The sequence below is a fragment of the Rhodococcus koreensis genome (assembly GCF_017068375.1).
Lineage (GTDB): Bacteria > Actinomycetota > Actinomycetes > Mycobacteriales > Mycobacteriaceae > Rhodococcus_F > Rhodococcus_F koreensis.
Map to the genome: position 1 here is coordinate 6,578,685 of NZ_CP070609.1, position 24,221 is coordinate 6,602,905.

Sequence of the window (24,221 nt, forward strand, 5' to 3'; positions counted from 1 at the left end):
TACCGCTCACAGTCCCCCCTCGTGTGGAGGGGCGATGATTTGCCCAGTATTGTCTAGCCCACGTAACGAACCACGAGGCGCCCACGATGTAAGTCCCGTCGAGGCACTGCCTCATAACTTTCGAGGTACGGCTGAGTGGCGGGACATATGGGTGGCAACGCCCTGTGAGGGCGGGGTGGCGGAAGTGAGAGCGTTTCCGCTTTCGCGTGCGCAACAAGCGCTGTGGTTCGCTCAGCAACTCGACCCGGCCGCGCCCTTCAATATCGCCCAGTTCGTCGAGGTACGTGGACGGGTCGACTACGACCTCCTCGTGTCGGCCACCGATCGCGGTTGTCGCGAGTTGGAGTCCGCCTTCGTCCGCCTGGTCGACGTGGCCGGTGAGCCCCGTCAGGTGGTCGATCTGAGCATCCAGGATGCGCTCGTCTACCGGGACATGCGCGACCACGCGGACCCGGTCGCCGAGGCACACCGCTGGATGACTGACGAATACAGCCGGCCACTCGACGTGATGACCGACCGGTTGATCGCCGCAACCCTGTTGCATCTCGGCCAGAACCACTACTACTGGTACTCCCGCACTCATCACCTGGTGATGGACGCGTACGGCGCCATGGTGCTGATGAATCGTGTGGCGGAGCTCTACACCCATCTCGTCAGCGGAACCGAGGCGCCGCCGTCCACCGCGATGAGCCTGCGCGCGCTGTACGACGCAGAGATCGAGTACCGCACTACCGGCCGATACCTCCGCGACCGCGAGTACTGGGCGGAACGGACCGCTGAACTGCCCGAACCGGTCCGGTTCACGGATCGACATGCGCGACCGACGTCTCCGCCACGGGTAGCGAGCCGTGTCATGGAGGCTGCGGTCGCGAGCCGGATCGAGGAACTGGCGCGCCAGTGGAACTCATCCGAAGTGCCCGTGATCGTTGCCGCGTTCGCCGCGTATCTAGGACGAATGGCCGGTGCCGCGGACGTGGTACTGAGCCTTCCTGTTTCGGCTCGGACAAGCGCATCCGCCCGACGTTCGACGGGAATGATGGCGAACGTCGTCCCCTTGAGGGTTCACCTCGATCCCGGCGGAAGCATCGAAGAACTGGTCCGGGAGGTTCAACTCGAACTGACGGGTGCATTGCGTCGTCAGCGATACCGTCACGAAGACATGTGGGAAGGCCGCGCACAACCGTCCCGCCGCGGGTTCGGCCCGACCGTCAACGTCATGAACTTCCACCGAGAGATCGTGCTCGGTGAACTCGTGGGCGAGTTCAACGTGCTCACGACCGGTCTGGCCGACGACTTGTCGCTCAACCTCTACCCGTCGGTGGACGGGTGCACCGTCCGGGTCGACTTCGAAGCGAATCCCGGCCGCTACGGCGAAGAGGAACTCGACCGGCTGTTGTCGCGGTTCGTCGACTTCCTGAGCTCCTTCGCCGCTGTCGAGAGCGACGCTTCGATGGGGGCGATCGACGTTCTCACCGCTGAGGAACTGGCCGACGCCCTGACGAGCGTTCCCGGACGCGAGCCCGCCGCCGCGTTCCTGCACGAGTTGTTCATGGACTGCGCCGTCGAACGCCCCGACGCGGTGGCGGTCACGTTCGGGGACCAGTCGCTGACATACGCGGATCTCGACGAGCGCTCCGCTGTGGTCGCCTCGTCGCTGAGCGAGGCGGGTGTCGTCGCCGGCGACGTCGTGGCCGTCGTGCTGCCGCAGTCGCCGGATCTGATCGCCGCGATCGTCGGGGTCGTCAGGGCCGGCGGCGCCTACCTGCCCGTCGACCCGCAGTACCCCGCGGAGCGCATCCAGTACCTGCTGGACGATGCGAAGCCGGTCGCGGTGATCGCCGATGCGGCTGCGCCCCCCGTGAGTACTTCTTACCCACGGGCGGTTAACAAGTACTCACGGGCACGAAGTGCATACGTGATCTACACGTCCGGGTCGACCGGGCGGCCGAAGGGCGTGCTCGTCTCGCACGCCAATGTGCTGTCGCTGCTGGCGAATACGCAGGACGAGTTCGGGTTCGGGCCGGACGATGTGTGGACGATGTTCCACTCACCTGCCTTCGACTTCTCCGTGTGGGAGATGTGGGGCGCCCTCACCACCGGTGGCCGGCTGGTTCTCGTAGACCACTTCCTGGCCCGTTCGCCGCACGACTTCCGGCAACTGCTGGTCCGTGAGGGCGTCACCGTCCTCAACCAGACGCCGTCGGCGTTCGGCCAGCTGGTGGAGGTCGACGGAGATACGGATCTGGCGGTGCGGCTGCTGATCTTCGGCGGCGAAGCACTCGATCCGACACCCGTATGGCCGTGGCTCGAACGGCATCCCGGCGTGCGGGCGATCAACATGTTCGGCATCACCGAAACCACCGTGCACGTCACCGCGGCAGAACTCGACCTCTCGGCCCGCGACGCGTCGGCGTCCATCGGTCGCGCACTGCCCGGAGTACAGACCTACGTGCTCGACGCCGCGCTGCGGCCGGTGCCACCAGGCGGCGTGGGGGAGCTGTACATCGCAGGGGCCCAGGTTTCCTCCGGATATCTGCACCGTCCCGGCCTGACCGCGGAACGGTTCGTCGCGAACCCGTTCGTCGAGGGCGCGGTGATGTACCGATCCGGTGATCGAGTCCGCTACCGCGGCGACGGTCGCCTCGACTACGTGGGACGGGCCGACGCTCAGATCGAATTGCGCGGATACCGGATCGAACCCGGCGAAATCGAGGCCGCACTCCTCCGGCATCCCGGCGTCGAGCGAGCGGTGGTGGTTCTCCGCGACACGACTGCCGGACGACAACTCGTCGGCTACGTAGTGACCGATGCCGATCAGCCCACCCTGACCCGGCACCTGCGGACGGTCCTGCCCGATCACATGGTGCCCGGCGCACTGGTGCAGGTCACGGCAATTCCGTTGACCGTCAACGGCAAGATCGACCGCGACGCGCTGCCCGATCCGGGTGTCGTGACCGCGGAGGGGCAGGGCACCCACACACCCATCGAGGACGTGGTCGCGGATGTGTTCGCCGAGGTGCTCGGCGGTGCCGAGGTGGGGACGCGGCACAACTTCTTCGACCTCGGCGGCAATTCGCTGCTCGCCACCCGGGTGTCCGCACGCGTCAGTGCCGTCTTCGACATCGACGTGACGGTGAAGGACGTCTTCGAAGCCCCGACGGTCGCCGAGTTGGCCGCCCGGATCGAGGAGCGGTCCGGTGCCGGGCGTCGACGTGTCCCGCTGCGGCCGGCTTCGCACGACGGCCGCGTTCCGCTGTCGCCGGCGCAACAGCGCATGTGGTTCGTCAACCAATTCGACACCGGTGCTTCGGGATACAACCTCCCGCTCATCGTCCGCCTCGACGGCGAACTGGATGTGCACGCGCTGGCGTCCGCCGCACACGACCTGCTCGAGCGGCACCGCACTCTGCGCACCGTGTACCCGTCCGATGCCGACGGCGTGCACCAGGTCGTCCTCGACGCCGCGAACGTCCCGCTGGATCTGACGCCGATCGCGCTGCCCGGGGACGCCGTCGACGCGCACCTGCGCGCGTTCGTCGACAGCGGATTCGACGTGTCCGTCGACGCACCGATCCGGTCGCGGCTGTATCGCGTCGGACCCGACGCGCACGTGTTCGCCCTCGTGGTGCACCACATCGCCGCCGACGCGTGGTCACTCACCCCGCTGATCCGCGACACGATGACGGCGTACCAGGCCCGCCTCGGGGGAGGCAGCCCCGAGTGGCTCCCGCTGCCCGTGCAGTACAGCGACTACAGCGTGTGGCAACGGGCGGTTCTCGACGACGAGTCCGCCGACACCCTGCAGCGGTACTGGCTCGACACCCTCGCCGACCTGCCCGAGCAGGTCACCCTGCCCACCGACCATCCGCGCCCGGCGGCGGCGTCCGGTCACGCCGGCACCGTCGGCGTCGAACTGGGCGAACAACTGCACGACGCGGTGCACACGCTGGCGCGCGGCGGCCGGGCCACCACGTTCATGGTGCTGCACGCCGCACTTGCCGCCGTCCTCTCGCGATACAGCGGCAGCCGTGACGTCCCCATCGGGACCGCCGTCGCCGGTCGCACCGATCCGCAACTCGACGACATGGTGGGAATGTTCGCCGGCACCCTGGTGCTGCGCACCGCGGTGGACCCGACGGCCACGTTCGCGGAACTGCTCGCTCACGTCCACGAACGGGACATCGCCGCCTACACGCACGCCGACATGCCGTTCGAGGCTCTGGTCGAGCTACTGAATCCGGCGCGGTCGATGTCCCACCACCCACTGTTCCAGGTCGCGTTGTCGATGCAGCGCAGCCGGCTGGGCCAGGTGGCGCTCCCAGGGCTGACGGTGACACCCGTCGGCGACGTCGTCGACCGGGCCAATTTCGACCTGCAACTGACCGTCACCGAGTCCGGTCCCGGCGGGCGCCTGCACCTCGACTTCGGTTATGACGCAGACCTGTACGAGCACTCGACGATCGAGCAGTTCGCGTCGCGGCTGGTGCGGTTCCTCGAGGCCGTCAGTGCAGACCCGCTGCTGCCGGTGGGCGACATCGACCTCTTCGAGGCCGCGGAACGCGCCGCCCTGGTGCCCGCGGTCGGTCCCGCAGCCCCCGCGTCGTCGACGCTGCGTGAGATTCTGACCCGCGGCGCCGTCCTCGCGCCAGGCGCTGTCGCGGTGTCGGGTGGGGGCGTCGAACTCACCTACCGCGAATTGGACACGAGATCCGACACTCTCGCCCGCGAATTCGGCGAGAGCGGGGTGGGCCGCGGAAGCCTGGTTCCGTGGGCCGAGCCGCGGTCGGTGGACGCGGTGGTGCGGCTGTGGGCCATCGCGAAGATCGGTGCGGCTCCCGTGCTGTTCGACCCCGCGCGCACCCCGTTCACCCCACGTGAGTGGGAAAGTGTGCCGGAGCACGCTTTGCCGCTCACGTCCGAGGTGGCGTACGTCGTCTACACCTCGGGAACGACGGGCACACCCAAGGGCGCCGTCGTGACCCACGGCGGTCTGGCCGCACTCGACGCCGACCTGCGCGAGCGGTATGCGGCGGGCCCCGGCTCCCGGATGCTGCACCGCGGTGCGCCCGGATTCGACATGACACTGCTCGAGGTCCTGGTAGCCGGGGCGTCGGGCGCCACGCTGGTGATCGCGTCGGACGCCGAATACGCCGGCCCGCCGCTCGCCGACCTGATGGAACGCGACCGCATCACGCACGCCTGCATGACCCCGACGATCCTCGCCACCCTCGGCGAACGGGACCTTCCGAGCCTGCAGGTACTGATGGTCGGTGGTGAGCGGCTCGGTAGCGAGTTGGTGCACCGCTGGGCCGGGCGTCGCCTGTACAACGCGTACGGTCCCGCCGAAACCACCATGTACGCATTCAGCACCGGGCCACTCGGTGTGGGGGAGCCCGTCTCGATCGGCGCTCCCGTGCACGGTGTGTCCGCGATAGTGCTCGACGACCGCCTCCGCCCGGTACCCCCCGGCGTGCCCGGGGAGCTGTATCTGGCAGGCGGCGCGCTCGCCCGCGGATACACGGACCAGCCGGGGCAGACGGCGGAGCGGTTCGTCGCGGCCGAAGGCGGCACACGCCTGTACCGCACCGGCGACCTGGTGCGCTGGCGGAAGACCGCCGCCGCCCACGAACTCGAGTACCTCGGGCGCAACGACTCCCAGATCAAGATGCGGGGAGTGCGCATCGAACCGGCCGAAATCGACACCGTCATCGCGCGGCTCGCCGACGTCGACTTCGCGGCCACCGTCGTGCGCACCACCGGCGCCGGCACCGAGATGCTGGTGTCCTACGTGCTGCCGAACGGCCACCTCGACACCCACGATCTGCGACGCCGCCTCGCCGAATCGCTGCCGGCCTACCTGGTTCCGACCGCGGTGGTGGTGCTCGACGCCGCGCCGCCCACCGTGAACGGCAAACTCGACCTGCGGTCGCTGCCGATGCCGGAACTGGCGATCGCCGAGAACGAACCGCCGCACACCGACACCGAGCGCGCCGTGGCCCGCGTGTTCGCCGACGTCCTCGGACACGAGAACGTGGGCCGCGGAACGCACTTCTTCGACGCGGGCGGCAACTCCCTCCTCGCCACCCAGTTGACGGCACGGCTCACCGACTCCATGGGACACCTCGTGCCGCTGCGAACCCTGTTCGCGCACCCCACCGTCGCCGAACTGGCCGAAGCCCTCGACGACGCGGTCCCCGAGACCGACCTGCGTCCCGCACTCGTCGCACGGCCCCGACCGGACCGCATTCCATTGTCCCGCAGCCAGTACCGCATGTGGGTGCTGAACCGCACCGATCCCGGGTCGCCGACGTACAACCTGCCCGCCACCGTGCGGTTGGAGGGCGCACTCGACGTCGCCGCGCTGACCGCGGCGTTCGAGGACGTGATCCGGCGGCACGAGACGTTGCGGACCCGGTACCCCGTCGACGGCCACCCCCATCAGGAGATCCTCGACCCGGCGCCGCTCGACCTGACGCCGGTCGACGTGCGCGATCCCGACGAGTTCATGGAGCAGTTCGCCGCCCGCGGATTCGACCTCACCGAGGACCGGCCCATCCGCGTCGCGCTGTTGCGTCTGCACCCGCAGTGCCACGTGCTGGCCGTGAACATCCACCACATCGCCGCCGACGGATGGTCGCTGACCCCGCTCGTCGCCGACGTGCTCAGTGCCTACGCCGCGCACACCGCCGGGATCGCCCCGCAGGAGAACCCGCTGCCGCTGCAGTACGCCGACTACGCCGTGTGGGAGCGGGACCTGCTGGACGGCGAATACGGGCAGCGCCGCGTCGAGCACTGGCGCCGGGCGCTGGACGGCGTCGACAGCACGGCGCCACTGACACCGGACCGGTCGGCGCCTGGTTCGACACGCGCCGGCGTCGTCGAATTCGACGTGTCGGCGGACGTGCGGCAGGCCGTGCACCAGTTGGCGGCGCAGCACCACGCGACACCGTTCATGGTCCTGCACGCGGCACTGTCCGTGGTGCTGTCCAGGCTCGGCGCCCGGACCGACATCGTCGTCGCCACGGCCGTCGCGGGCCGTGGGGAACGCGCACTCGACTCTCTGGTGGGCATGTTCGTGAACACCCTCGCGCTGCGGGCGCAGGTACTGCCGGACATGCCGTTCACCGGACTCCTCGCACAGGTCCGGGACTTCGACGTCGACGCCTTCGAGCACGCGGATGTGCCGTTCGAGGTGGTGGCCGGACTGCTCGGCGGGCGGACCCCGCAGGTGGCCCTGGCCCTGCAGAATCTGCAGATCCCCACCCTCGAGGCGGCGGGCATGACGGTGACGGCGCAGGAATTCGACACCGGAACAGCGAAATTCGACCTCCACCTGACCTTCACCGAGACCTCCGACGGTGATGTCCCTACGGGGATGCGCGGCGCCGCCGTGTACTCGGCCGACGTCTTCGACCACGCGACCGTCGACGCCGTGGCGACCGCCCTCGGACGGGTACTCCAGGCGATCTGCGCCGACCCCGACGTGCCCGTGGGCGACGTCGCGCTGACCGCAGCCGAGCCCCTCGTCGGTGCGCAGCCCGCCGGTGAACGGACCCTGGCCGAGATCCTGACGGCCACCGCCGCCGCGTACCCCGACAGCGCCGCGCTCACCGACGGCGATGTCACGCTGACCTACCGCGAACTGGACGAGCGTTCCGATGTGCGGGCGCGCAAGCTCACCGCGCTGGGCGTCGCACCGGGCGAGGTGGTTCCGATCGACCTGCCGCGGTCGTCGGACTTCGTGATCGAACTCTGGGCGATCGCCAAGACCGGTGCGGCATTCAGCCCCGTGAGCGGTTTTGGTCGCCAGGGTTACCAGAAGTGCGCACGGGACGTGGCGTACGTGATCCACACCTCCGGGTCCACGGGTGCGCCCAAGGCCGTCGCCGTCACCCACCGCGGACTTGGCCCGCTCACCGCCGAGGTGGTGCGCCGGTACCGGGTGGGCCCCGACGACCGTGTGCTGCACGGCTACAACCCCGCCTTCGACGCGGCGCTGCTGGAGATGCTGCTCGCGTTCGGCTCGGGCGCCTGCCTGGTGGTGGCCCCCGCCGACGTCTTCGCCGGCGCCGAACTGCATCGGCTGCTGGTCGAGCAGCGGGTCACGCACTACCTCTCCACGCCGTCCGTCCTCGCGACGCTCGATCCGCACGGGCTCGAGTCGGTGCGGGTCGTGGGGGTCGGAGGCGAGGCCCTGAGCCCCGAACTGGCCGGAACGTGGAGTGCTGGAAGGCTTCTGCTCAACGCCTACGGTCCGACCGAGTCGACGGTGGTCGCGACGCTGACCGAATTCGAGCCCGGATCCGCGACCGGCACGGTGACGATCGGCGCCCCGATCCCCGGGACCACGGCGGTCGTGCTCGACACGCGGCTGCGCGCGGTCCCCGTCGGCGGTGTCGGTGAGCTCTACCTCGCCGGACCCGGACTCGCCCAGGGCTACCTCGGCGCACCCGACCGGACGGCGGAACGGTTCGTCGCGGCGTCGGACGGCGCCCGCATGTACCGCACCGGCGACCTGGTGCACCGACGGGCGGACGGCCACCTCACCTTCATCGGCCGGGCCGACCGCCAGGTCAAGGTGCGCGGCATGCGCATCGAACCGGCGCAAGTCGAGGCGGCCCTGCTGGAGCTGGACGGTGTCGAGCAGGCAGCCGTGTCGGTGCAGCGACACGACCTCGTCGCCTTCGTCGCCGGCACGGACCTCGACTCCGCGACTCTGCGACAGAAGCTGACGGGCCGACTGCCCTCGTATCTGGTGCCGCCACGCATCGTCACGATGGACACGCTGCCTCTCACCGCCAACGGCAAGCTCGACGTCGCCGCGTTGGAGGCCCGGGGCGACGACGTCGTCGCGGCACCCCCACGCACCGCGGCCGAGGAGATGGTGGCCGGCGTGTTCGCCGACGTGCTCGGCTCCGCCCGGATAGGCGCCGGACACAACTTCTTCGACGCGGGCGGCGATTCCCTGACTGCGACGGCGGTGACGGCCCGACTGTCCGCGACGTTCGGCGTCGACGTGCCCGTGCGGGTGCTGTTCGAGAACCCGACCCCCGTGTCGCTCGCCCGGTGGTTGGACGCCCCCGCGTCGGGCGCGATGCGGCCGGTGCTCGGTCCCCGCCCGAGCGGGGCGCGAGTGCCGCTGTCGCCCGCGCAGCAACGCCTCTGGCTGCTCAGCCGGGTCAACCCCGACACCGCCCTGCACAACATGGTGTTCGTCACCCGGGTCGGCAGTGACGTCGACGTCGACGCCCTCCGGCTGGCGATGCGGGACGTGCTGGAGCGGCATTCGATGCTGCGGACCGTCTTCCCCGTCGACGCCGAAGGTCCGTATCAGCTGGTGATGCCCGTCGAGTCCGTGACCGAGGACCTCGGCGCGGAAGCGGACTTCGCCGTCGACACGTGGAGCGCCCGGCCGTTCGACCTCACCACCGAGACCCCGGTGCGGGTGAAGCTGTGGCGCACCGAGGGCGGCGGCTTCATGCTCGGCGTCGTGGTCCACCACATTGCGCTGGACGGCGGTTCGATGGGACCGCTGCTCACCGACCTCGACACCGCCTACCGGTGCCGCGCGGACGGGTCGGCCCCGCAGTGGGCGCCGCTGGTCGTGGATTACGCCGACTACGCGATCTGGATGCGCGAACTGCTCGGGACCGCCGCCGATCCCGGCAGCGCGGCTCGCGCCCAGCTCCAGCATTGGGCGCAGGTGCTCTCCGGTGTGTCGGGGCCGCTCCCGCTGCCGACCGATCGCCCCCGACCGGAACTCCCCAGCCACGTTGGGGCCAGTGTGGAATGGACGCTCGACGACGACCTGCGGGAGCGGGTGGTCGCACTGTCACGCAGCCGCGGAACGACCGTGTTCATGGTGCTCCACGCCGCCCTCGCGGTGCTACTGGCCCGCGTGAGCGGACAGTCCGACGTCGTGGTGGGCACGGCGGTCGGCGGCCGTCCCGATCCGGTGCTCGACGCCGTGGTCGGCATGTTCGTCGGCACCGTGGCACTGCGCACCGCGGTCTCGCCGGCGCAACCGTTCCAGGATTTCCTCGCCGACGTCCGCGCCGTCGACCTCGACGCGCTCGCGCACGCCGACGTCCCGTTCGACGACGTCGTGACACACCTCGCCCCACCCCGATCCGCGGCACACAACCCGCTGTTCCAGGTGATGCTGACGTACCAGCGGGCCGTCGACTTCCCTGAACTTTTCGTCGGCACCGACGAATACCACCCCGAGACGCAGGCCACGGAATTCGACCTCGTGTGGGACGTGACCGACGCGGCCGAGAACATGACGGTGCGACTCGACTACGCCACCGACCTGTTCGACCGGCAGACGGCGCTCACGCTCCTGAGCCGGTTCGCCGTCGTCCTCGAGGCCGCCCTGACCACCCCGTCGGCGGCCGTCGGCGACCTCGACATCCTCGACGACACCGAACGCGCACAACTCGTGCAGGGCCCGCGGCCGGTGGCCCCGCCGCGGACGCTCGGCGGCATCCTTGCCACCCGTGCTGGCGCCACCCCGTCCGCCGTCGCGGTGGTCGACGGTGACACCCGGTGGAGTTACCGCGAACTCGACGAAGAATCGGACCGCTGGGCCCGCGCACTCGCGTCCCGCGGCGTCGGCCCGGAGGACGTCGTCGCCGTGGCGACACCCCGCGGCCGGCACTGGCTCCTGGCGGTGTGGTCGGTGACCAAGGCCGGTGCGGCGTGGGTGTCGCTGGATCCCACCCATCCCGCGGAGCGGCTCGACTGGATGCTAACGGACTCGCGCGCGGTGCTCGGTTTGACGGTCGGTGGCGTCGGGGATCTGCCGCGATCGGTCGACTGGTTGTGCCTGGAGGAGCGGCCCTCCGGTGACGCGGATCCGGCGGCACCCGATGTGGACAACGCGGCGTATGTGATCTACACGTCGGGTTCCACGGGCCGGCCGAAGGGCGTCGTCGTCACGCACCGCGGACTGACGACCCTCCTCGCCACCCCCGCCTACACGTCGGACGCGGCGGGCGGCGACGACGGCCGGGTGCTGCAGTCGACCTCCCCGACCTTCGACGTTGCGGTGTTCGAAATGCTCTGGGCGGTGTCGCTGGGCAGCGCCCTCGTGGCTGCACCCGCCTTCAGCTATGCCGGTGAGGAATTGGCTCAGTTCCTGGTGGCACAGAACATCACCCACTTCACCCTCACACCGACCGTGCTGGCCTCCCTCGACCCGCACAGCCTCGCACCGTCGACGGTCGTCGTCGGGGGAGAGGCACTGCCCGCGGACCTCGCCGACCGGTGGTCGCGGCGGCACCGGCTGTTCAACGCCTACGGTCCGACCGAGTTCACCGTCGACGCGTGCGTCGCGGGCCCCCTCGAACCCGGACTGCCGATCACCATCGGAAGCGCCCTGGACGGCGACGCCGCGTTCGTCCTCGACATGCGTCTGCATCCCGTGCCCGACGGCGTGACGGGCGAACTGTATCTGGCGGGCAGTGGCATCGCCCGCGGCTACCTGGGCCGAAGTGACCTCACCGCAGGACAATTCGTGGCACATCCCTACGGGAAGCCAGGGGAGCGGCTGTACCGCACCGGCGACGTGGTGCGGCGTGACCCGGGCGGCCGACTCGAGTACCTGGGCCGCAGCGATTCGCAGGTGAAGATCCGCGGAATCCGCGTCGAACCCGCCGAGGTCGATGCCGTGCTCGCCGGGCACCCCGAAATCGAAGTTGCCGTGACGATCCCGGTGCCGACACCGACGGACACCGTGCTGGCGTCGTACGTCGTGGGCGCCGCGGGACTGACGCCGCGATCCGTGTTCGACTTCGCGCGCGGCAGGCTGCCGCGGCACCTGGTCCCCGCGTCGGTGACGGTCGTCGACACGATGCCGCTGCTGCCGTCCGGCAAACTCGACCGCGCCGCACTGCCGGCACCGACGATCGAGATCGTCGAATCCGCTTTGCCGGCAGGCGAACTCGAAGAGACGATCACCGCCGTGTTCGCGGACGTCCTGGGCATCGCAGACGTCCCCGCCGACGAAGCCTTCTTCGCTCTCGGCGGCACATCGATGGGGGCGGCGTCGGTGGCGACGGAACTGCGCCGCCGGCTGGACCGCGACGTCCCCATCGAATGGGTCTTCACCGACCCCACGGCGCAGCGCCTCGCCGCCCGGATCGACGACGGTGCACGGCCCGAGAGCTTCTTCGGCACCGTGGTGGAACTCCGCCCCGCCGATGCGGGAGCGCCGCTGTTCTGCGTGCACCCGCTCAGCGGATTGGCCTGGTGCTTCGGCGGTCTCGCCGATCACGTCGGTGACCGCCCGCTGTACGGCATTCAGGCGACCGGAATGCCGGACCTGCCCGAGACGCTGTCCGAGCTGGCCGCGCGGTACGTCGACGCGATCCGGTCCGTCCAGCCGGCGGGCCCCTACCACCTGCTGGGGTGGTCGCTCGGCGGAACCATCGCCCACGAGATGGCCGTCCAGCTCCGCGACGCCGGCCACGAGGTAGCCGCGCCGGCACTCCTCGACACGCTTCTGCCGCAACATCAGCCACCCGAACCGGAAACCCTGAGCGAGGACGAACTGATCGCGCAGTTCGGCGCGTACGTGAGCGCCGACCGGCTGCGCGAGATCCGGGCCGTGATCGAGCGGCTCGAGCTGATCGCGTCGGCCCACAGCCCCCGGCGGTTCGACGGCGATGTCCAGCTGTTCGTCGCCGCCCGGGACCTGGACCGGCACCCCGACGTCGTCGACGCCTGGCGCGAGTACGCCGACGGCGTCGTCATCGCACACCACATCGACACCACCCACTCCGAGATGGCAGACCCGGGCCCGCTCGCCGAGATCGGCCGACTGCTTCGGAGATCGGGGGACCACGGCGGACCGTGACGGCACGTGACGCCGACAGTGGACCTCATCACTACGATGTAGCGATTCAGTCGGGTCAGAACGATGTGAATGACAGCTCGATCGCGCCGCTGAGCGCGACGCAATTGGAAGAGACTCGATAATGGAAATTCAGGACTACCTGCGAATTCTGCAGTCACGTTGGAAAATCATCGCGATCACGACCGTGGTCGCGATTCTCGGTGCGCTCGGAGCGTCGTTGCTGACCACTCCGATCTACGAGGCGTCGACCCGGTTGTTCGTCTCGACGTCCGCCGGATCGTCGGTGAACGAGGTCTACCAGGGCAACCTGTTCTCGCAGCAGCGGGTGACGTCCTACACCAAACTGCTCACCGGCGAGACCCTCGCGCAGCGGACGATCGACAAGCTCGATCTGGGCGGCACGGCGGCGGCGCTCGCCTCACAGGTGAAGGCCAGCTCCGCGCCGGACACCGTGCTCATCGACGTCAAGGTGCAGGATCCGTCGCCGGAACGCGCCCGCGACATCGCCAATGCCCTGTCCGACGAGTTCGTCGTCATGGCCCGGGAACTCGAGACCCCGGAGAAGGGTGGCGCACCCGCCGCCCGCGTCGTCGTCGAACAGCAGGCGCAGACTCCGTCGACTCCCGTCTCGCCCAAGACGCTGCGCAACCTCGCGCTGGGCGCGGCGGTCGGGCTGCTGCTCGGCATCGCCTTCGCCGTCCTGCGTGATCGCCTCGACAACACGGTCAAGGATCGGCGCACCGTCGAGGAACTGGCCGGTTCGGCGCTGATCGGCACCATCCCGTTCGACAAGGAGCGGCAGACGCAGCAGGCCATCAACTTCGCCGAGGGCAATTCCTCGAGCGCGGAGGCCTACCGCGAACTCCGCACCAACCTGCAGTTCCTCGAGGTCGACAACCCGCCGCGTGTCATCGTGGTCACCAGTTCGCTGCCCACCGAGGGCAAGACCACCACCGCGATCAACATCGCGCTCGTGCTGGCGGAGGGCGGCCAGAACGTGTGCCTCGTCGAGGGCGACCTCCGGAAGCCGCGGGTATCGAAGTACCTCGGCGTCGTCGGCTCCGTCGGACTCAGCAGCGTCCTGGCAGGCAAGGCCGACCTCGACGCCGTGCTCCAGCCGACCCAGTACTCGGGTCTCACCGTCCTGGCGTCCGGGCCGATCCCGCCGAACCCGAGTGAGCTGCTCGGAACGGAGACGGCCCGCCAGGTGCTGGCCGACCTCCGCGGACGATTCGACTACGTGATCGTCGACGCGTCGCCGCTGCTGCCGGTCACCGACGCGACCGTGCTCACCGCGATGTCGGACGGCGCCCTGGTCATCGCCCGGCACGCCGAAACCAAGCGGGACCAGCTGTCGCGGGCGGTGGGCAACCTGCACAGCGTCGGGGCGACCATCCTCGGGACGATCATCACGATGACGCCGAGCCGCGGTCGCGGGGTCTACGAGTACAAGTACTACTACGAGACCGACAAGTCGCTGCCGCAGATGCAGCAGGCCGCCCCCGCGCAGCCCGCCGTGCAGCAGCAGACACCCCAGCAGCCGGTGCCACAGCAACAGGCCCAGTACGTTCGCGAGGAGTACCCGCAGCAGCCGTACGGGGGAGATCCGCAGGAAGCTCCCGTCTACCAGGGTGCCCCCGCCTACCAGGGCGCCTACCACGGCGACCAGGGCCAGCAGTGGTACTCGGGGCCCGACCACTACGGCAACGAGCAGCAGTCGGGCGCACCGGTGCCTCCCACACCGAGGCGCACCCGTCGCTACCGTGACGACCAGGAACCCTGGTCAGAGACGGATGCTCCGCGAGATCACACCCAGTAGATCGGCGATCTCGGACCCGATGGTCAGGAACGTGTCCTCGTCCTTCCCCATCGGGTCCGGCACGTCCTCTGGAGTGTCGTCGGCCTTGTGTCTGGGACGCGCCGCAGCCAGGTCGGCCACCGACTTCGCGTCCGCTGCCTCGGCGAGGCGGGCGGCCTCCTTCAGGGTGAACGTCTTCTTCAGCTGCTCGGGAGCCAGCGCCAGCACCTTCTCGCGCTGACGTTCGGTCATCGTCAGCACCAGGTCGGCGTCCACCGCGAGTTCGGCGGTGAGCATTCGCGCGGTGAACTCGGCCGGATTACCGCCGAGCCCTTCCAGGACTTGCGCGGCCGTCGGTTCCATCGGGCGTCCGACGGCAGCGCGTGTACCTGCACTTTCGGCGGTCAGGTCGGTGATCCCGAGCTCCTCGGCGTATGCCACTGCGAGGCGCTCGGCCGTTGGGGAGCGACAGACGTTTCCGGTGCAGACGAAGAGAACATGCATGGGCGAAGCATAGGGTCTCGCCCCGCACCGTCCGTACACGCACTGTTGGCTTCGAACATCTGCCGGGTAAATATCGCGCTCACCTGCACTGGTTATCAAGGGTGCATGCGCTGCACCGTGTTTGGAACCGGATACCTGGGAGCCACCCACGCCGCCTGCATGGCGGAGCTGGGTCACGACGTCCTGGGCGTCGACATCGACCCCGGAAAAGTGGCGAAACTCTCCTCCGGAGAGGTGCCGTTCTACGAGCCGGGGCTCGCGGATGTCCTGCGCCGGAACATCGACGCCGGCCGACTGCACTTCACCACGTCGTACCGCGAGGCCGCGGAGTTCGCGGACCTCCACTTCCTCGGCGTCGGCACCCCGCAGAAGAAGGGGGAGTACGGCGCGGACCTGCGGCACGTGCATTCGGTGATCGACACCCTCGCGCCGATGCTCGATCGCCCCGCCGTCATCGTCGGCAAGTCGACCGTTCCCGTCGGGACGGCGGCCGATCTGGGTGCGCGGGCCCGCGCGCTCGCGCCGGCGGGTGACGCCGTGGAGGTGGCGTGGAACCCGGAGTTCCTGCGGGAGGGCTTCGCCGTCGAGGACACCCTGCACCCCGATCGGATGGTGCTGGGAGTGGACCGCCTGCGCCCCGGACGCGCGGAGGCCGAGTTGCGTGAACTGTACGCCCGGCTGCTCGGCGAGGACATTCCCTTCCTGGTCACCGACCTCGCCACCGCGGAACTGGTCAAGGTCTCGGCCAACGCGTTCCTTGCCACCAAGATCTCGTTCATCAACGCCATCTCCGAGGTGTGCGAGGCCACCGGCGCCGACGTCACCCAACTCGCCGACGCCCTCGGCTACGACGCGCGGATCGGCCGCCGGTTCCTCAACGCCGGTCTCGGCTTCGGCGGCGGCTGCCTGCCCAAGGACATCCGCGCGTTCATGGCCCGGGCCGGTGAGCTCGGTGCGAACCAGGCACTGCACTTCTTGCGGGAGGTCGACAGCATCAACATGCGCCGGCGCACCCGGATGGTGGAGTTGGCGGCGCAGGCGTGCGGAGGGTCGCTGCTCGGCGCCAACGTGGCCGTCCTCGGCGCGGCGTTCAAACCGGAATCCGACGACGTCCGCGACTCCCCGGCACTCAACGTCGCGGGAATGATGCAGTTGCACGGGGCCGTCGTCAGCGTCTACGACCCGAAGGCCCTCGACAACTCCCGCAGGCTGTTCCCGACGCTGAACTACGCGACGTCGGCGGTCGAGGCGTGCGACAACGCGGACGCGGTGCTGCTCCTCACCGAGTGGGCGGAGTTCGCCGCCCTGAAACCGGAGGATCTGAACGGTGTGGTGCGTGCCCGGGTGATGGTCGACGGCCGCAACTGCCTCGACGCCGAGGATTGGCGCACGGCCGGGTGGGTCTATCGGGGGCTCGGCAGGGGATAGCGACCCGTGACCTGGCGGCCCCTGCGATAACGGGTTTGACGATCTCCACTGCCGGCGGCATCGGCGAACGGTAGCGTCAGCCCAAATCGCAACGGAGGGCTGGGCGATGTCGAAGGCACGTCACGGATCCCTACTCGCACTCCTCGCTGCCGTGATCTGCCTGCTCGGCGCCGCGCCCGCTCACGCGGCGGAAGTCCCGACCCTGCCGGGGCCTCCGCAATCCGACGCCGGCACCGCGATCGCGTACGCGAAGCAGCATCCGCATTCCGCGCCGCCCGGTGCCAACGACTTCTCGTGCCGCCCCGATTCCGCGCACCCCCGTCCCGTGATTCTCGTGCACGGAAGCGACGGCAGTGCCTACTCGAACTGGGCCGGGTTGAGCCCGAAACTGAAAGCCGCCGGCTACTGCGTGTTCGCCCTGAACTACGGACGGAAACCGGGCACCGAACACTTCGGGATGCAGACGATGACCGAGGGGGCCGCCGAACTCGAGGTGTTCGTCGACGACGTGCTGTCCGCAACCGGCGCGGGCGAGGTCGACCTGATCGGGCACTCGCAAGGCGCGACGGTGGCGCGGTACTACGTCAACAGGCTCGGCGGGGCGTCGAAGGTGCACCACTGGATCGGTCTGGCGTCGCCCACCTACGGGGGAACGTTCTTCGGGATCGCGACGGCGGTGACGTCCGTTCCCGGGGGCACCGAACTGATCGAAGCGATCGGTTCGGAGGCGCTTGCCGAACAGGTGCAGGGATCGCCGTTCCTCACCGCCCTCAATGCCGGCGGTGACACCGTCCCCGGCGCCGAATACACCACGATCGGGACGCGCTACGACGAGGTGATCCAGCCGTACACCAACGTCGCGCTGCACGACCCCGGTGCCACCAACATCCTCGTCCAGGACCTGTGCCCGATCGATCAGACCGGACATTTCAACCTGCCCTACGACCCGTACTCCCAGCAACTGGTGCTCAACACGCTCGATCCCGCCCACGTGGTCGTGCCGCCGTGCGCGTTCGTGCCGCTGGGCACGGGCATCCCGGGAGTGATCATCGCGAGCAACTTCTGAGTTGTCTGCCGCCGAACGGTTGCCCGGTTGCCGTGTCGGACCGCTTCGCTAGACTGCGGGCCATGGAGTGGGGGGATTCCGGATCGAACCCGTGCACAGTCGAGTTAGGCGGCCCATGAGTTCGGTTCTAGGTGTGTCGGTCGGTGCGAGCGCTGTGCGCTTGGCGCGACCCGACTCCGTGAACCGTGACGACGCCGCAAGCCGGCACGTCCCCGATTTCCGGGCCCAGGTCGTCGCCGCAGGCCGGGATCTGCCGGAGGAGCTGGCCGCCGAATCGATCGGCGTGGTCCTCGCCGGGGCACCCGACGCCGGGCAGGTGCACGCCACCGGCGTCGCCTACCGCGACGAAGCGCAGGCGGGTGCCGTCCAGGCGGCGATGGCCCGGCAGCAACTCGCCAACTACCAACTCGTCACCGAGGCCTCGGCCGCGCTGAAATTCCTCGACGTCTCGGGAGCCCTCGGCGACCACGCGACGCTCGTGTTCTACGACCTGGGCAGTTCCGGGCTCACCGTGAGCGTCGTCGACCGGGCGACGGGTGAGGTGGTCGAGACGGTCCGCACCGACACGGTGAGCGGCGACGTCTTCGACCGGATGGTTCGTGCCAACCAGTTGGAGAACAACCGCATCGAGGCGCCCCGCGACGCGGCCGCGAGCCTGGCGCTCGACCTCCGCTGCCGCGAGGCGAAGGAGCGGCTCTCCACCGGCGGCGCCGTCGCCGTGCCCGGCGAGGGCGGTCTGCTGCTGTTGTCGCGCGACGTCTTCGACTCGCTCATCGGTGTCACCGTCGAATCGTCGGCGCGCCTCGCCCGCGACGTGATCACGCGGTCGGGACGAAACCCGGATGCCGTGGTGCTCACCGGTGGCGGTGCGCGCATTCCCCTCGTGCGCACGGTGCTGCAGTCGTGGCTCGGGTTGCCCGTCATCGTTCCCGACCATCCCGAACTCGTTGCGGCACAAGGTGCTGCGCTGCTCGCCCAGCAGGTGGTGCCGCCGGCCGTCGAGGTCGCCCGAGTCCTCCCGCCGCCGCAGTACGCACCTCGAGCCGGTTTCGAGGCGCACGTCTCCCGGCACGCTCCGAGTGCAGTGGTCGCGCGCAGCGGTGCGCCGTCGAGCACCCCGTCGTGGCTGAGCGCCGCGGCGCCGCCGCCGAGTCAGCCGGTGGCCAAAATCCAGATCCGGGGCGCCACGCTGGCGGGCACCGCGCTCGCCGTGGTGGCGGTGATCGGCCTCGGTCTCGGATACGGAAAGAATCTGTGGGCGCGCACCGAGGGGTCGTCGCAGCCGGTGACCACGCAACTCGTCACCGAACCGCCGGTCGTCACCGAAATGGCCACACCGTCACCGACGACGCCCCCGCCGGCTCCGACGTCCGAGACCGTCGAGGCTCCCGTGCAGACGGCGTCGCAGATCCGGATTCCCGAGCCGCAGCCCGCGCCGCCACCACCTCCGCCTCCGCCGATATTTCCCGGCCTGCCGCAGATCCAACTGCCGCCGTTCCAGCTGCCCGAACTCCCCAGGTTCCCCGGAACCTAGACGTCGCGGGGGCCCGCCTGCCGATTCGAGGTGTCGGGGCCCGCTCCGCGGGCCTACGATGGGAATGGTTCCGGCGTAGAGAGGATGTGTGCAGTGACTGCAAATCCCGCGGAGTTCCACAGCACTCCCAACGTTCCCCCGTCTTCGGCGGCCGCGCCGGCAGAGACACGACGGCTCGTGGCGTATACGAAGCCGATCCTGAAGATGTTCCCGCCCACCAGCGAACACGCGGCCAAGGTGACGATGCTGACCGTCTACGCGCTGATGGTCATCGCCATCATCTTCATCGTCCTCCGGGAGGTCGGACTCTTCAGCTAGCGGACTACCCGTTACTTGGAATGACGGCCGCCCCGTGACGGCCTGACTGCGGCCACGTTGCCGCTGGGACCCGCGCCGATCGGGCGCGCCAGCATCACCGCGATCGCGGTCGTCAGCGGAACCGACAGCGCCAGCGCGATGCCGCCGACCGCCGAACGCACGATCTCGATGGCCACGGCGTCGCTGAGCAGCACGTCCTGGATCGACCGCCCCGCCACACTGAACAGCAACAGCAGTGGCAGCGCCCCGCCGGCATACGCGAGGACGAGGGTGTACACCGTGCTGGCGATGTGATCGCGGCCGACGCGCATCGCCGACCCGAAGATCTGGCGTCTCGACGCGCCCGGGTCGAGCGAGGCCAGTTCGAACGCTGACGCCGCCTGCGTGATGGTGACGTCGTTGAGCACGCCCAGCGAGCCGATGATGAAGCCGGCCAGCAGCAGGCCGGTGATGCTGACGTGCTGGATATACGTCTGAACGTTGGTGTTCTGCTCCTCGGACAACCCGGTCAGGCGCGTCATCTCGATGGTGGCGTAGGAGAGGACCGCCGCCAGGGCCATCGACGCGAGGGTGCCCAGCAACGCCGAACTGGTGCGCAGGGAAACACCGTGCGCGAGATACAGCACGGCATACAGGATGACGGCGCCGGACACGAGCGCCACCGGGATCGCCGGTTGCCCGTCCAACAGGGCCGGAAGTGTGAACAGGACGAGCACACCGAACGAGACGACGATGCCGACGAGCGCCCGGAACCCGCGCCACCGCGCGACCGCGATCACGACGACGGCGAATGCGAGAGCGATGAGCGTGACGGGCAGACCACGGGCGTAGTCCTCGAACGAGTATTCCGTCGTGCCGTTCACATCCGTTTGGCGGGACAGCCGGATGTTTTCGCCCACGCGGAGGTCGGGCTGGCCGGGGCCGGGGATGATCTCGAGCAGCGTCTGGGTGCCGGTGTTGGGACCGGACTCGATGTCGACGATGCTGCGCTGGCACTCGTAGGCGCCGGCGGGCGCGGGCAGCGGTGCGCCGGTGAAGACCCGCCCGGCCGACGGGCTCCCGCAGTCGCCGATGTTCTGCATCGTGACCGTGCCCGACTCCGTGACGACGGCACCGCCCTGGGCGCTCTGGAACGGCTGCTCGACGTCGACGCTCGGCTTGCCGGGCCACAACGCGACGGCGCCGATGAGTACCGCGACACCGATGGCGACGAGGAGCCCGACGACCACCTTGGCGGCGACGGGGCCCATCGGGGCCGGTCCGTCGCTGTGGCCGTGTCCATGGCCGTGGCCGTGTCCGTGGAATTCGCTCATCGTCCGCTTCGCGCCGGCTGCTGGGGGGATTGTCTCCGCACGCACGACAGGGTAGCCGGAAGCAGGCCGGGAACGCTGTGACGGAAGTGGCGGGCGGTGCCGGTGTTGCCGACCTGTCCGGTGTGTATTGCTCTCGTGTCGCTTATATGTCGCCGGTGTGATTAGATATCGGAACATGGCACGCAGCAGCTAATCTGCAGCGAACGCCGAGCTTCACGCAAGGGTGGTCCGGAACTCCGAACGAGGGGTGTGTTCCGCGGGCGACGAGCCGCTGCGTGGAGAGAAGTGCCGAGCTGGGTGGCGGGGTACAGGGGGGGTTGACCCCGCCACCAACCTGGCGCCCACAGGGGGGGGAGGGGCGACAGGTGCTCGCGGCACTCGAGGTGCCGGTTGCCAATCTACCGACACATGAGGGGTATTCGTCAACCGGGTAGGTGAAATCGCCCACATGTCGTGACCTCGAACGCCGACAGCCTAGGATTATGGCCGTTCGGAGGTGTTCCAGTGCGAATCTCGCGGCCGTCGCGACGACCCAGCAACCATCTTCGCCGGATCGTGGCGGAGATGGGTATTCCCGTGCCCTGGAACAGGGATCAGCTGATCGGCGGTGTCGCAGCCCGCCGGGGTCGCCCGATCCACCTGGTCCCCGTGTCGCACGCCCTGGTCCAGGGCGGACATTCCGGACTCTGGCTCGCACGGGCCGAGGACGACGTGATCCTTTACGCGACAGGGATGTCGGACGTGCACGCCACCCACATCATCTGCCACGAACTGGCGCACATGGAACTCGGCCACGACCGCGACACGATCGGGGACACCTCGGTCGACTCGACGGTGCTGTCGGTGGCCGCGCCGTCGGTCGACACGACAGGCGTGGTCAAGATGCTCGGCCGGTCCAACTATTCGAACGATCAGGAATACGAGGCGGAACTGCTCGCCACCCTCATCATGGCGGGCCGCCGCGTGACGACGGGCGGCGACACCGCCGGTGACGCACGGGTGTCGCGGATGCTCGGAACGTTCTGACGCCGTGTACGAACCGCCCACCTACGTGAGCTGGCCGCTGCTCGCCGTCGTCTGGGGGACGACCCTCCTGCGCGTGGCCCTGGTCCGGTCGACGGTCGCCGAACGCCGGATGAACGCCGCCCTCGTCTTCGCCTCGCTCTCCCTGGTCCTCCAGCGGTCGCTGGCGCAGCACTGGCTCGACCTCTGGTTCGGGTACGGATTCGCGAACACCCTCAGCAACGTCTGCATCATCCTCACCGCGGCGTCGCTGATCAGTCTCTTCTCCGCGTGGGCGCTCGGCCCGGCGCGTCTACCCCGCATCCACGTCGTGTCGCTGTCGGTGTGCCTCGTCGCGGGGGCGATCCTCATCGCCCTCAGCGCCCCGGCGCGGTCGCGGGGTGTCGCCATCGCGGACGAGGGCGGCTGGCTCTTCGCGGCCTACTGCATCACATATGCCGTTCCGATCCTCGCCGTCGCCGCGCTCAATCTGTGGATCTCACTGAAAGCCGTGCGCAGCGCCACTCCGGGACACGAGCGCCGGGTGTTTCTCGCCGTCATCGCGCTGTCGCTGTTCGAGGTGTTCGACATGGGTGTCGTCATGACGACCGGGGTGGTCAACGCCGTCAGCGAAGACAACGCACTGACCGAATCGCACAGCGACTCGGGGGCGTTCATCCGCGTGCTCGTCGTGTCGGCGGGCGCGATCATCTCGGCGGGACCGGTGATCCGGGCGCTCGGTCACCGGTGGCGGTCGCGACGGGTCACTCGCCGGCTGCAGCCGATGTGGCGGACCCTGACGGGCGCGGTCCCCGAAGTGGTCCTGGAACTGCGTCCGGCCGATCGCCGGGCGCTGTCCGCCCGCGGCCGGCTGGACCGGATGAGCGTCGAGATCCGCGACGCGATCATGGTCCTCGACCGGCACGTCGTGGTCGAACTCGGCGACCTCACCGGCAGCGCACCACCGGTGGTCATGGCGGCGCGACTGCACCTCGCGTGCCTGGCCCGCAGCGCCGGCCACCCGGCGCACGGCACGGGCGGGACGACGCACCGGTTCGCGACCGACGTCGGCGGCGAACCGTGGGAACTGGCGCAGCTGGCCGACCACTGGACGGACGGCGAGCGTGTGGCGGCCGCCCTGTGGGCGCGGCGCCTCCCGCAGTTCGGCGGACCCGAGGACCCGTCGGCGCGCGTCCCCGCTCAGGTCTGACGGGGGTCCGGCGACGCGATCGGCAAGGGGCCGTGGCTCCGCCGCAGATTCTCCAGAAGCGGGATCAGCGATTCCATCTCGGCGGTGGTCGGCTCCGCGCTCGCGTCGAGCGATCGCATCGACAGGTGCCGCACCCCGGCCTCGCGGACCGCGATCTTGAACCGGACCAGGGTGTCGTAGTCGTGGTAGCCGTCGGCCGCGAGGTACTGCTCGGGGGCGTGGAAGTGCTGTGCGACCGCCCGCAGGACGTCGGGCTCGGGAGGCTCGTGATCGTTCGTGCGCAGCGACTCGATCTCGGACGGCGCGACGGGGCGGCCGAGGATCCGCGACACCCCCGCGGCGACGGTGTCCTCGCCCGGTTCGGGACCGTCGACATCGTGGGCGAGGGAGAACAGGCGGTTGACCCGCACCGACAACGGCACCCCGTTCATGCGGTCACCTCCGCGTCTCCGCTGCGTTCAGGATCGTCGGTGGCGACGAGTTTCACCGCGTCCTCCCATCGACGCCAGAAACGCTCCCGGGTGGCCGCGTCGAGATCCTCCCCCCGGCCGTAGAGGAAACGGCGATACCGCGCCTCCTCGAGTTCGCGGGGGTCGGTGACGGTCGACGGTTCCTCCAGCAGGTGGCCGAACGCGAACTCGACCAGCGGCTGGCGGGGTCCGGCGGGTCCTCCGTTGACTTCCAGCAACCGCGTCACGTAGGCGCCGGTGATCTTCGAGACCACACGGCTCAGTTCACCCGCCGCCTCGACCAGCCCCGGAACCTCGGGGTGCGCCACGCTCAGCTTCGTGAGCTGGGTGTGCGGCCCCAGGATCTCGATGATCGTGTCCAGGTCCAGCGGAATCTCCGACGGTCCGAGCGTCAGCGGACGCGACGACGGCGCCCGCTCGTCCCCGTCGAGCGCCTCGAGGGGAGTGGGGTGACCGCCGTCGAGGGTGCGGGCCGCGCTGCCCGGCGCCCACCGCAGCGCGACATCCAGTTTGCGGAGCGTCTCGATGCTCGGATCCGGGCCGGTCCCGTTCTCGGCGCGCGTCTGAGCTGCGTCGGACGGGCCACCGGCGGCCGTGACCTGGTCCTGTGTGAGGTTCAGCAAACGCCGTCGCCGATGGACGAATTGTCCGAAACGCGCGCGGGTGCTGGTGACCATTCTTTTCCCCCAGGAGACACGCAAGCGACGCGCGTGTCGCTT

The 24,221-nt window shown here is 69.5% G+C and carries 12 protein-coding genes; 8 read left to right on the forward strand and 4 right to left on the reverse strand.

All coding sequences use genetic code 11. The features are described 5' to 3' along the window. Positions 1-184 precede the first annotated feature (184 nt). Positions 185-12,859, forward strand: a complete 12,675-nt coding sequence (locus tag JWS14_RS29900; RefSeq protein WP_241031507.1) for a non-ribosomal peptide synthetase — start codon at positions 185-187, stop codon at positions 12,857-12,859. 121 nt (positions 12,860-12,980) lie between these two features. After that, positions 12,981-14,678, forward strand: coding sequence for a tyrosine-protein kinase domain-containing protein (locus JWS14_RS29905; RefSeq protein ID WP_095861320.1), 1,698 nt, complete (start codon positions 12,981-12,983; stop codon positions 14,676-14,678). Here JWS14_RS29905 and JWS14_RS29910 read toward each other — a convergent pair. Further along, the gene (locus JWS14_RS29910) at positions 14,643-15,161 is read right to left on the reverse strand and encodes an arsenate reductase/protein-tyrosine-phosphatase family protein (RefSeq protein ID WP_095861319.1); all 519 of its coding nucleotides are present in this window, start codon (positions 15,159-15,161) and stop codon (positions 14,643-14,645) included. The genes JWS14_RS29905 and JWS14_RS29910 overlap by 36 nt on opposite strands. A 105-nt stretch (positions 15,162-15,266) precedes the next feature. On the opposite strand from JWS14_RS29910, the gene JWS14_RS29915 reads away from it, so the two are divergent. From JWS14_RS29915 to JWS14_RS29930, 4 genes are all read left to right on the forward strand, one after another. After that, positions 15,267-16,589, forward strand: a complete 1,323-nt coding sequence (locus JWS14_RS29915) for a UDP-glucose dehydrogenase family protein (RefSeq protein WP_072937454.1) — start codon at positions 15,267-15,269, stop codon at positions 16,587-16,589. A 106-nt stretch (positions 16,590-16,695) separates the two neighbouring features. Next, positions 16,696-17,655, forward strand: a complete 960-nt coding sequence (locus tag JWS14_RS29920; RefSeq protein ID WP_095861318.1) for an esterase/lipase family protein — start codon at positions 16,696-16,698, stop codon at positions 17,653-17,655. Between the two features lie 115 nt (positions 17,656-17,770). Further along, a complete protein-coding gene (locus JWS14_RS29925; protein WP_179377549.1) occupies positions 17,771-19,189 on the forward strand; it encodes a DUF7159 family protein in 1,419 nt (472 codons plus the stop codon). Between the two features lie 84 nt (positions 19,190-19,273). Then, complete coding sequence (locus JWS14_RS29930) at positions 19,274-19,507, forward strand: hypothetical protein (protein WP_241031508.1); 234 nt, start codon at positions 19,274-19,276, stop codon at positions 19,505-19,507. Between the two features lie 11 nt (positions 19,508-19,518). Here the strand turns inward: JWS14_RS29930 and JWS14_RS29935 are convergent, their stop codons facing one another. Then, positions 19,519-20,820 carry a YibE/F family protein gene (locus JWS14_RS29935; RefSeq protein ID WP_095861317.1) on the reverse strand — a complete coding sequence of 434 codons (1,302 nt, stop codon included), beginning with the start codon at positions 20,818-20,820 and terminating at the stop codon, positions 19,519-19,521. A gap of 564 nt (positions 20,821-21,384) precedes the next feature. Between JWS14_RS29935 and JWS14_RS29940 the strand changes: the two genes are divergently transcribed. Beyond that, positions 21,385-21,846, forward strand: a complete 462-nt coding sequence (locus JWS14_RS29940) for a M48 family metalloprotease (protein ID WP_241031509.1) — start codon at positions 21,385-21,387, stop codon at positions 21,844-21,846. A 4-nt stretch (positions 21,847-21,850) separates the two neighbouring features. Further along, positions 21,851-23,032 carry an MAB_1171c family putative transporter gene (locus JWS14_RS29945; RefSeq protein WP_095861316.1) on the forward strand — a complete coding sequence of 394 codons (1,182 nt, stop codon included), beginning with the start codon at positions 21,851-21,853 and terminating at the stop codon, positions 23,030-23,032. Here the strand turns inward: JWS14_RS29945 and JWS14_RS29950 are convergent. Then, positions 23,023-23,463 carry a hypothetical protein gene (locus JWS14_RS29950; protein ID WP_095861315.1) on the reverse strand — a complete coding sequence of 147 codons (441 nt, stop codon included), beginning with the start codon at positions 23,461-23,463 and terminating at the stop codon, positions 23,023-23,025. The two genes, JWS14_RS29945 and JWS14_RS29950, sit on opposite strands and share 10 nt — an antisense overlap. Then, a complete protein-coding gene (locus tag JWS14_RS29955; RefSeq protein ID WP_072937446.1) occupies positions 23,460-24,179 on the reverse strand; it encodes a helix-turn-helix domain-containing protein in 720 nt (239 codons plus the stop codon). Before JWS14_RS29955 ends, JWS14_RS29950 begins: the two co-directional genes overlap by 4 nt. Positions 24,180-24,221 lie beyond the last annotated feature (42 nt).

What these genes read in the sequence shown, in the direction of transcription:
- JWS14_RS29955 (WP_072937446.1), bottom strand. Translation starts at nt 24,179, where the DNA reads ATGGTCACCAGCACCCGCGCGCGTTTCGGACAATTCGTCCATCGGCGA.
- JWS14_RS29925 (WP_179377549.1), top strand. Translation starts at nt 17,771, where the DNA reads ATGAGTTCGGTTCTAGGTGTGTCGGTCGGTGCGAGCGCTGTGCGCTTG.
- JWS14_RS29935 (WP_095861317.1), bottom strand. Translation starts at nt 20,820, where the DNA reads ATGAGCGAATTCCACGGACACGGCCACGGCCATGGACACGGCCACAGC.
- JWS14_RS29905 (WP_095861320.1), top strand. Translation starts at nt 12,981, where the DNA reads ATGGAAATTCAGGACTACCTGCGAATTCTGCAGTCACGTTGGAAAATC.
- JWS14_RS29930 (WP_241031508.1), top strand. Translation starts at nt 19,274, where the DNA reads ATGTGTGCAGTGACTGCAAATCCCGCGGAGTTCCACAGCACTCCCAAC.
- JWS14_RS29950 (WP_095861315.1), bottom strand. Translation starts at nt 23,463, where the DNA reads ATGAACGGGGTGCCGTTGTCGGTGCGGGTCAACCGCCTGTTCTCCCTC.
- JWS14_RS29910 (WP_095861319.1), bottom strand. Translation starts at nt 15,161, where the DNA reads ATGCATGTTCTCTTCGTCTGCACCGGAAACGTCTGTCGCTCCCCAACG.
- JWS14_RS29940 (WP_241031509.1), top strand. Translation starts at nt 21,385, where the DNA reads ATGGGTATTCCCGTGCCCTGGAACAGGGATCAGCTGATCGGCGGTGTC.
- JWS14_RS29920 (WP_095861318.1), top strand. Translation starts at nt 16,696, where the DNA reads ATGTCGAAGGCACGTCACGGATCCCTACTCGCACTCCTCGCTGCCGTG.
- JWS14_RS29915 (WP_072937454.1), top strand. Translation starts at nt 15,267, where the DNA reads ATGCGCTGCACCGTGTTTGGAACCGGATACCTGGGAGCCACCCACGCC.